Origin of the sequence: Capsulimonas sp. (assembly GCF_039929585.1) — a bacterium.
Classification (GTDB): domain Bacteria; phylum Armatimonadota; class Armatimonadia; order Armatimonadales; family Capsulimonadaceae; genus Capsulimonas.
This window is the reverse complement of record NZ_JBDSQY010000121.1, coordinates 1-10,131: the sequence shown is the minus strand read 5'-3', so window position 1 is coordinate 10,131 and position 10,131 is coordinate 1. Positions and strand designations below refer to the sequence as shown.

Below are 10,131 nucleotides of genomic sequence, written 5' to 3'. Positions count from 1 at the left end.
GGCAGACATCATCGCGCGCGCCGCTTTCGGCGAAGGCGTCCACTCCGGCGATGAGGCGGGCGACGATGGCGGGGGCCTTCTCATGGGGACAGGGAGGAAGCGGCGCCTGCATGGCTTCATGGAGAATGGACGTGACTCCGGCGACGCCGAGGAGCTGAAGCCGGTGGGGTCCCGCTTCCGTCAAACCATCAGTGAAGATGATGAGCGCGTCGCCGGAGGGCAGAGCGATCGACTGTTCGGAGAACTTTCCGTTGGCGTCCATCCCCATGACGGGGCCGGTCGGCGGCAGTTCCTCGATCTCGTCCGTGGCGGCGCGCCAAATCAGAGCCGATTCCTGGCCGCAGTTGACGTATTTCAGAACGCGATCAGCTTCATCGTAACTGCCTGCGAAGAGCGTGGCGAACCCCGTCAGCAGGTTGTGTTCCGCCAGCGTGCGGTTGAGCGTGGTGAGCGTGTGGGCGAGCGAGCCGTCGTTGTAGAGTGCGTAACGCAGCATGTTGCGCACGGTGGCGACCTGGGCCGCCGCCGCCAGTCCCTTGCCGGAGAGGTCCGCTACGATGAGCGCCGTGCAGCCGGGCTCCAGCGCGAATACATCGTAGAAGTCGCCGCCGATGGCCGACTCCGACAGCGCCGGCTTGTAATATTGGGCCAGCGCCAGTCCTGGGGCCGTTTCAGGCAGCGAGGGCTGCAGGGCGTCCTGAAGCTGGGTGGCGATGGCGTGTTCGCGCTGGGCGTTCAGGGCCGTCGCGAGTGCCGTGCGCGTCATCTCCGCAACGGATTCCACCAGACCCGCCTCTTCGGGCGTCCACACGCGAGGGCCGTCGTGCATCGATACGATCAGCGCCGCCGCCAGGCGTCCTTCGTCATAGAATGGCGTGGCGATCAGGGAGCGCAGACCGCCCCGCTCTAGGGTATCCAACGTCTTCGCCGAAAACCCGCGCGTTTGAATATCCTCGATCACGCAGGTGACGCGCGCGCCGAACAGGGACTCCAGAACTGGCTGGTAACTTGACAGCGAGTACTGACCGCCCATGGGCGCTAAGTCCGGGCGGCGCCAGTCCGAGCCGACGGTGATCCGGTCGCGCGTAAAGTCGTACGTCGCGAAGTAGCAGCGATCCGCGCCCAGTGCGTCCCCCAGGACGGCGGCCGCCGTCTGCTGGATCACGCTTGGATCGAGTGAGCTGCGGATCGCGAGGCCGATCCGGCTGCGCAGCGCTTCCCGGTGGATCAGCGCCTGCTGCTCGGCGGCGTTGCGCGCGCTTTCCACGGCGGTGCGCGTCTGCGCGGCGACCGCCTGCACCATCCCGATCTCCTCGGGCGTCCACGCGCGCGGTGTGTCCGCCATCGCCACGTTGAGCGTCGCGACCAACTGATCCTCATCAAAGAACGGGACCGCGATCGCGGCGCGCACGCGCAGCCGCTTCAGAGCCCCCGTCAGCGCCTCGGGGAATGTCTGAGCCTCCGTGTCGTCAATCACCAGCGTTTCGCCGTTCGGATAGAAATCCGTGGGATCGACTTGAAACTCGGAGATACGATACTTGCCCGCGACGGAAGGCGTATCGCCTTGAACGAAATCCCGTCCGATCCACGATGTATCGGCGTCCAGATCGTAGGTGGAAAAGTAGCAGCGATCGACCTGAAGCGCCTTCCCGAGCGAACGTACGGCGGCCTGCTGGATCTCATCGGGGTCGATGGAGGCGCGGATCGCCTGTCCTATCTCATTGAGCAGCGCTTCCCGGTCGGCGCGGGCCCGCAGCTCCTGCTCACGCCGCAGTCCCTGCTCGCGCGCGTCGAATTGCGCCTGGCCGAGCGCCGAGATGGCGGCGGCGGAGATGAGAAATATCAGTAGGGAGAACTGATCGGCGAAGATTTCCACGCCCACGGCGTCATCCCATTTTAGGATCAGCAACGATCCCGCCAGCGCCGAAAGCCCAGTCGCCAGCAGCCCTCCGCGCCATCCCATCTCCCAGGCGCCGTAGACGATTGCTGGGAACAGAATGACAAAGGGAACGCGCTGATGGATCGTGGAAATCAGCATGATCCGCAGGACGGTCGCCATTCCGACGACCGCTGTGATCTTGAGCGCCGAAATCGCCCAATGACGCACTCGCGTCGACGATTTGCTTCCATGAGAAATTTTGGGAGGGGGCGCGCTGTTGGACTGAGTGGGCATCGTCATTGATCTTGGGCCGTTCCTGCCGTCTCAACTCCGGCCGCCGCGCGGACTTGGTGGGAGTTCAATGCGGGGAAGGTCCCAGCTTAGCTAATAATTATGCAAACGAGAGAAGAATCCCTTCTGAGAAAGACGAATTCGACGGGATGCAAATTGCGCCAAACCTCAGTGACGGTCCAGGGGTTTGCCAAGGCTTTTGCCACATTCCAGCAAAGGGACTCTGACGCCCTATTTAATCTCATTGCTTTTGCCGATAGACAAATGAGCGACCGAAATCCGCCGATATCGATGGAGCAATATGAGCATTCCGCAAGTCATGACCGAACGCCCTGCTGAGCCGCTTCCGCATGAGCGCACCATTGGATGGCTGGGTACGGTGGCGCTCGCCATGGGCGGTAGCAATCAGAGCCTGTTTCTGATTGGCGCCCTGATTGCCGGGCAGGGCTCCATTCCCGGTCAAGGCAGCGCCGCTATTCCTCTCCTGATATTCGGTCTCCTTCTCGCCTACGCCGCCGCTCCCGGCTGGACGGAACTCGTTCTGATGTTTCCCAATCGTGTCGGAGGCATCTCCTCTTGCTGCGCCGAGGCGTTTCGGCCGATCAGTCCGGTCCTCGCGAATCTTACGGGGGTCTGCTACTGGTGGGGTTGGGTTCCCACTTGCGGCCTGACCGCTATTCTTTCGGCGAGCGCCATCCATGCCTGGTATCTCCCCCGCGTGCCCATTCCCCTCATGGCCTGCGGCCTTGTGCTCTTGTTTACCGTCGTCAATCTAATGGGCGTACGCTGGGTCACGCGGATGGTAATCCCATTCGCGACGGCGTCGGCGCTGCTTGCATTGGTGTCGGGACTGGCGCCTCTCTTTACGGGAAATGTGGACTGGCGGCAGGCGTCCACCTTCGATCTGATCGTTCCGTTCCAGGGCGTCTTCGGCAAAGTCACGAGCCTGATGGCGGGACTTTACCTCATCGGTTTCGCGGCGCCGGCATTTGAGGCTGCGGCCTGTCATGTCGGAGAAACCGTCAATCCGGCGAAGAACGTCCCACGCGCCATGATGGTCAGTGGGATCATGGCGTTTCTGTACTTCGCGGTTCTTCCCGTGGTGTGGCTGGGGACGATCGGGCCGGGGGCGCTGAGTGGGGATCTGCAAAATACGCTTGCGCCGACGTTCGCCCCGATATTGGGCGCCGCAGCGAAGGCGGCCGCGATCTGGTTCATGATTTTCAACATGTTCCACGGTACGGTTCAGCCGCTCGCCGGCGCTTCGCGAACGCTAATGCAGCTCGCGGAGGATGGACTGCTCCCTCACGCGCTCGCTCGGCGTACGAAGACCGACGCGCCCTTGCTCGCCACCTGGCTCACCGCCGCCATGGCGATCCTCTTTCTCCTGATCGGCGACCCCCTTTGGATGATCGCCGCCGCCAACCTCTGCTATTTGATTGGGATTGCCTTGCCGAACGTGGCCGTATGGCTGCTGCGTAAAGACGCCCCGGAGATGGAGCGCCCCTATCGCGCCCCTCGTTATACGATCGAGCTGGGTCTGTTCGCCGCCGCCGTCTGGGCGCTTGCGACAGTGCTTGGCTTCGAACAGTACGGCCTGCCGACCGTGCTAGCCGGCCTTGCGTTCGCTTATTCCGGATCGGCGCTTTACGCCTGGCGGCGATGGACCGACCGCAGCGCAACGAACACGGTTGGCGTGATGCGTTCGATCCACGTCAAATTGACCGGAGCGATGCTGCTTGTGCTTGTGCTCGACGGCGCGGGATATTATATCTCGATCGCTCATGTTGGAAAACAGCACGTAGAGCTCATTACCGGTTTGCAGGACATTTTCGTCGCCGTGGCGTTACTCACGATCACTGTCGGCCTGGTGCTCCCCGGCATGGTTGCGCACGCCGCCGAGGAAGTGGCGCGCGCCGCTCAGCATCTTTCCGACGGCGTTTTGGCCGAGTTCGCCGCCGCGATGGAGGCCCTCGGGGCGGGGGATCTGGACCGAGCTTACGCCCGCGCCGATTTCTCCCCGATCGTGATCCGTTCCGCGGACGAAATGGGGGCGATGGCCGCCAGCTTCAACACTATGCAGGATCAAGTCGCCCGCGCCTGTGTCGCGCTCGACAACGCCCGTTTCGGACTTAGCTGCGCCCGGCAGGAGCTGGTCGGCAGCAACGAGCGTTACGAGCTAGCCGTTCAAGGATCGAAGGACGGGCTTTGGGACTGGAATATACAGGATAATACGATCTACTTCTCGCCGCGCTGGAAGTCAATACTGGGATTTCAGGACGAAGAGATTGAAAATTGCCTGGAGTCCTGGCGCGATCTGGTCCACCCTGACGATCTGGAGCCGGTCTCCGAGTGTATCGACGATTACCTGTATGGACGTCGGCAGGACTACGAGATCGAGTTTCGGATGCTCCACAAAGATGGCTCTTATCGCTGGATCCTGACGCGCGGCGTGGCCTTGCGTGACGCCGGCGGCGAAGCACACCGAATATCCGGATCGAACACTGATATCAGCGATCGCAAGCGCACGCAGTACGAATTGATTGCCGCAAAAGAAGCGGCGGAAGCGGCGAGCGAGGCCAAAAGCCTGTTCCTCGCCAATATGAGCCACGAACTGCGCACGCCGCTGAACGCGGTGATCGGTTTTTCTGAGCTGCTGACCCGCATTGAAGTCGGAACGCTGAGCGACAAGCAGAGTCGTTATGTGACGAATATCCTGAGCAGCGGCCGGCATCTCCTCACGCTCATTACCGATATCCTCGACTTAATGAAAGCGCAGTCGGGACGCGAAGAGATGGAGCTGTCCGAATGGCGCGTTCAGGAAAAGTTGGCGGAAGCCGTGGAGATCGTCGGCGCGACTGCGGCCGCGAAGAATGTCGAGCTTGAGGTGAACCTGTCCGACACACTCCCTGAAATTCACGCCGACGCCACGAAGTTCCGGCAGATCGTCGACAACTTACTCAGCAACGCGATCAAATTCTCGCCTCAGGATTCCAAAGTACGGATCACGATGGAAGAAGTCAAGGACCCCGAGCTTGGACCGGCGGCGCTGATCTGCATTTCTGACTCCGGGATCGGCATCGATCCCGACGATCTGCAGCGAATCTTCTCCGTGTTCGAACAGGTGGATGCGTCTTACGCGCGTCGCCAGCAGGGGACGGGACTGGGTCTCGCCATCGCGCGCCGATTTTCCGAAATGCACGGCGGGCGTATCTGGGCCGAGAGCGTGGGGGTGGGGCACGGCAGCACATTCCATCTCCTTCTGCCGCTTGCCGGTCCCGGCGAGACGCGCCATCGGACACTGACGGACGCTTCGCAAACCTCGCAAAAATCGCTTCTGAAGGCCGCTTAAAGAAAAAACATGATAATGAAAAACGATTGTATTTTGGTTGTGGACGACGACGCGCTCAATCGCGATCTGCTCGAGGGCTATCTGGAGATCGCGGGGTTCGAGACCCGGCTGGCCTCCAGCGGCGGCGAAGCGCTGGCGATGCTCGGCCCGGAGATCGATTTGATCTTGATGGATGTGAACATGCCGGGGATGAATGGATTTGAAGCCGCCGAGCGTGTGCGCGCGCACGCGCACTGTTCGGACACGCCAATTATCATGGTGACGGCGCAGACCGCTAAAGCCGACCGTCTGCGCGCCGTGGAAGCCGGCGCCAACGACTTCATCACGAAACCGATCGACGATACGGAGCTTCGGGTCCGCATGTCGTCCGTTCTCAAGATGAAGCACGCGCGGGACGATGTGAAGCGGCATCAGGAAGAACTGGAGCACAGAGTCGCGGAGCGGACAACCGAACTGCGGGAGGCCAACGAGCGTCTTCAGAAAATGCTCCATACCGATCCTTTGACAGGTCTTCTCAACCACCGCGCGTCCGTCGCCGCTCTGGATCTGGAAATTGAGCGCTGCGCCCGCTACAGCCGCGGCTGCGCCATGATGATCGTGGATATCGACGACTTTAAGCCGTTCAACGACAGTTTCGGACATGAAGCCGGCGACTCTTTGCTCGCGGAGATCGGAAGTGTAATCCGCAAGCGGCTGCGCGCGATCGATATCGTCGGACGGTGGGGCGGCGAGGAGTTTATCATTATCCTGCCGGAGCTGGACAGCGCGCAGGCGCTCGCCGCTGCGGAAGCCGTGCGGAGCACCGTCGGCTCCCATGCCTTCGGCGCGGGCGAGGGCCGCGTGACATGCTCAGTTGGGGTGGGGGCATATCCGCAGGATGGGGCCTACCGCGCCGGTATCATTTCCGTGGTCGATCGCGCACTGCAAGGCGCCAAGCGGCTGGGGCGTAATCAGGCGCGCGTCGCGTCCGATCCCGCCGTGATGATGCTGGACGACATATCCGAAAACCCGGACTCGCAAATCCTTCAGGGCGAGGTCGCCGCGCTCGCCATGCTCGTGGCCGTGCGCGACTGCTACACGGGGCGGCATACGGACGACGTCGCCGAATTGGCCAAAAGCATCGCCCTCGGGCTGGGGCTTTCGGAGGAAGAAGCAGACGTGATCGGTCTTGTCGGACAGCTGCACGACATCGGCAAGGTCGGAATTCCGGACGCCGTCCTGCAAAAAACGGCCTCTCTCTCCGAGGAAGAATGGATGGTGATGCGGACGCATCCATCGGTAGGATCGGACATCCTGCTCCAGATGCCGACCTTGCAGCACATCGCCGTTGCGGTTCGGGCGCATCACGAGCGCTGGGACGGAGGCGGCTATCCCGACCGACTGACCGGCGAGGAAATCCCACTCGCCGCGCGCATCGTCTCCATCGCCGATTCCTTCGGCGCCATCACCTCAGATCGCCCGTATCGCAAGGGGCGCGGCTATCAGGCGGGGGTAGAAGAACTGCGCCGGTGCGCTGGACGCCAATTCGATCCCACGGTGGTGGAAGCGGCCGTGCGCGTGATCCTGGAACTCAACGAAGAACGCAAGGCCGCATGAGGCGCTGAGGCCTATTCCCAATCAAGCCTCCGCCGGCACGGCGTCGTAGATCTGCACCCGGCTCCACAGATGCTTGCATTCCGTGATAAAGCGCAGGTGATCGGGGTGTTCTTGATATCCGTCGTGGGCCGCCTGATCGGCGAACTCCATTAGCAGCGCGACGGCGTAGGTGTTGTCCACCACCGCGCGCGGCGTGCCGGCGGGCGTGGCGACGGTGATGCTCTGAACACCGGGGATATGGGAAAGATGCGTGCGGCAGCCTTCGGCGAGCTCGCGAGCGTCGTCCGGTCCGCCGCCCTCGCGGAGCCAGAAGTAAACGTGATGAAAGAAGCCAGAGTGGTGCGTCATTGCGGTCGGCCTTTCTGTCCAAGTGAGTGGACAATAGAATACCCGATTCTGCTCTTTGAGACAATTCTCAGACAGTCGGAGCCTCACGCCGCCGCGCGTTTTGCTTCGCGTTTGAGGGCGCTGAGAAAGGCCTGGACGCATTGGGGATCCCACTGCGTTCCCCCACCTTCGGTAAGTATTTCCGTCGCCTTGGAGCGCGGCATTCCTTTGCGGTAGGGGCGGTCGGTGGTCATGGCGCTGAAGGCGTCGGCCACGGCCATCAGACGGGCGATGAGAGGGCATTCCTCGCCCTTGAGGCCGAAGGGGTAGCCGCCGCCGTCCCACCGCTCATGGTGGTGGCGAACGGCGTCGAGGGTCTCTTCCAGGCCGTGCGCGGCGCTGACCATAATGGCGCCCATCATCGGATGCTGCTGGATCGCTTCGAATTCCTCGGCGGTCAGCTTGCCGGGCTTGCGTAAAATGGCGTCGGGAATGCCGATCTTGCCGACATCGTGGAGCAGCGCCGACACCGCGACGGTCTGTCGGTCGGATTCGCTCAGCCCAAGCTCCTCGGCGATCATCATGCTGTAAAGCATCACATCCTCGGAATGCCGGCGCGTGTAGCGGTCCTTGTTGTCGACCGATGTGACCAGGGCGTCAAGCATGGAGAAGCCTTCGACGCGGCCTGACATCAGAGTGCGGACCCGGTCGGCCTGAGCGCCGTCGGCTCCGCCCGTCTTTGCCCGCCGGAGGCGCTCGTCCGCCTGGTGGACGGCTTCACGCCAATCGGCGTCGAAACGGCCCAGCTGCGCCACGCCGAACGAAACCGTAATGGGAATGTCCATGCTCTGGCCGCTGGGGCTAAAGACGATGTCGCCCAGTCCCGTCCGCAGCCGCGCTTCGAAGTCTTCCGCCGTCTCGGATGCATCGCCTGAGATCAGCAGCGCGAATTCGTCGCCGCCAAAACGGGCGATGCAGTCGCCTATGTCGCAGATTGATTGCAGGCGGCCAGCCACGCGGCGAAGAACGTCGTCGCCGACCGTGTGTCCGTAGACGTCGTTGAAGAATTTGAAGTTGTCCAGGTCCATCATGACGACCGTGAGAGACGGTCCGCCTTGCGGGATGCGCTCGGCCTCTTCCTCCAGGCGCTTGTGGAAAGCGCGGTGGTTGAGCAGTCCGGTGAGCGGGTCGCGGTCCGCGCGGTCCTGCGCTTCGCGCAGGGCCGCCTCACGCTCCGCTTCGAGACGGCGGCGCTCGGTGAGATCGCGCAGGTAGGCCGTGAACATGGTGCGTCCGCCCACCTGGATGGGCACTGCGGTCAGCTCCAGCGGCAATTCGGTTCCGTCCTTGCGGACTCCGGGAACTTCCACGCGCTTGCCCAGGACGGGGCCTTCGCCCGTAGCGTGGAAGTGGGCGATGCCAGCCTCGTGCGCCATGCGCATGCCTTCGGGAATGATCAGGTTGGAAAGCGGCTGCCCCATCGCCTCGTCGCGCGAGTATCCAAAAGTGCGCTCGGCGGCGGGGTTCCACTCCAGCACGCGCTCTTCCGCATCGATCGTGATAATGCAATCCAGAGCGGCCTCCAGCATGGCGCCCTTGCGCGCCTCGCTTTCCATGAGGTCCGCCCGCGCCTGACGATACGCTGTAATGTCCGTGTTCGTGCCAACCGCGCGCATGACATTGCCATCTGCGTCGTGCGAAGCGCGTCCCCGGCTATGCCACCAGCGCCAGGAACCGTCCCGATGGCGGATGCGATATTCGACATGGGTGGTGGCGTTCGGAGAAGAAAAATTCGCGTGGAACGCGGCTTTGGCGATCGCAACATCATCCGGGTGAATCCGGCGTTCCCACTCCGTGGAAATGCTGGGCAGCTCGTGGTCCTCGTAGCCGAGCATCCGTTTCCATTGCACGGAGAAAAATGTTTCGCCGGTTTCGGGACGCCACTCCCAAACACCGTCCTCGGTGGCCTCCAAAATCAGAGCCAGGCGCTCTCGGTCGATCAGACGGCGGTTCAGCTCCATCTGCGCGACTACGGTTTTCGCGATCGTCCGCAGGGCCGTTTGCTGGTCTTCCGTGAGATCCCGAGGGGTGGTGTCGAGCACGCACAGCGCGCCCAGCGCGTGACCATCTTCGGTCAAAAGGGGCGCGCCTGCGTAAAATCGGATGCCCATGTCGCCGGTGACTTGCGGGTTGTCCATGAAGCGCGGATCGTTCCGAGTATCGGGCACGACTATGATATCGTATTGGAGAATGGTGTGGGCGCAGAAAGCGTCGCGGCGCGAGGTTTCCCGGAGGGAGGCGCCCAGGATCGATTTGAACCATTGACGGTCGGAGTCGATCAGTGTCACGGCGGCAATGGGCGCGCCGCAGACGTAGGCGGCCAGACGCGTGAGTTCATCGTAGGTCTCCTCGGGGGGAGTATCCATCAGATGGCGCTCCCGCAAGGCGGCCAGGCGTGCGCTCTCATCCGTGGGCGTCGTGGCGGTCATGGGCGGTATTCGATCCTTCCCGGTCGCGACAGACCGGTCACATGTGTTCTAAGGATGATTATCGGCGGATTTTGGCCAAATTCTCAGGCCCGCTTTGGCCGGCGTCCCGCCATAAGCATAACCACCATCCCCCAGTGCGTCAAGTCTTTAAACCAAAAAAATGCATTTAGACCATTTGTGCACTAGAATGCAAACAT

General features: G+C 62.4%; 5 protein-coding genes. 2 read left to right on the top strand and 3 right to left on the bottom strand.

All coding sequences use genetic code 11. The annotated features are described in order from the left end of the window. Positions 1-2,179, bottom strand: a 2,179-nt coding sequence (locus ABIZ35_RS08490) for a SpoIIE family protein phosphatase (protein WP_348219457.1), incomplete at its 3' end; no start/stop codon positions are given. Between the two features lie 292 nt (positions 2,180-2,471). Here ABIZ35_RS08490 and ABIZ35_RS08485 point away from each other — a divergent pair. Further along, positions 2,472-5,522 (top strand): amino acid permease, encoded by a 3,051-nt coding sequence (locus ABIZ35_RS08485; RefSeq protein ID WP_348219456.1) that lies wholly within the window; start codon positions 2,472-2,474, stop codon positions 5,520-5,522. Between the two features lie 15 nt (positions 5,523-5,537). After that, positions 5,538-7,118, top strand: a complete 1,581-nt coding sequence (locus ABIZ35_RS08480; RefSeq protein ID WP_348219455.1) for a diguanylate cyclase — start codon at positions 5,538-5,540, stop codon at positions 7,116-7,118. 21 nt (positions 7,119-7,139) lie between these two features. Here the strand turns inward: ABIZ35_RS08480 and ABIZ35_RS08475 are convergent, their stop codons facing one another. Next, positions 7,140-7,466: a Dabb family protein gene (locus tag ABIZ35_RS08475; protein WP_348219454.1), complete on the bottom strand. Its 327-nt coding sequence runs from the start codon at positions 7,464-7,466 to the stop codon at positions 7,140-7,142. Between the two features lie 83 nt (positions 7,467-7,549). Next, positions 7,550-9,934, bottom strand: coding sequence for a diguanylate cyclase (locus ABIZ35_RS08470; RefSeq protein WP_348219453.1), 2,385 nt, complete (start codon positions 9,932-9,934; stop codon positions 7,550-7,552). Positions 9,935-10,131: the final 197 nt, after the last annotated feature.

What these genes read in the sequence shown, in the direction of transcription:
- ABIZ35_RS08485 (WP_348219456.1), top strand. Translation starts at nt 2,472, where the DNA reads ATGAGCATTCCGCAAGTCATGACCGAACGCCCTGCTGAGCCGCTTCCG.
- ABIZ35_RS08480 (WP_348219455.1), top strand. Translation starts at nt 5,538, where the DNA reads ATGAAAAACGATTGTATTTTGGTTGTGGACGACGACGCGCTCAATCGC.
- ABIZ35_RS08475 (WP_348219454.1), bottom strand. Translation starts at nt 7,466, where the DNA reads ATGACGCACCACTCTGGCTTCTTTCATCACGTTTACTTCTGGCTCCGC.
- ABIZ35_RS08470 (WP_348219453.1), bottom strand. Translation starts at nt 9,934, where the DNA reads ATGACCGCCACGACGCCCACGGATGAGAGCGCACGCCTGGCCGCCTTG.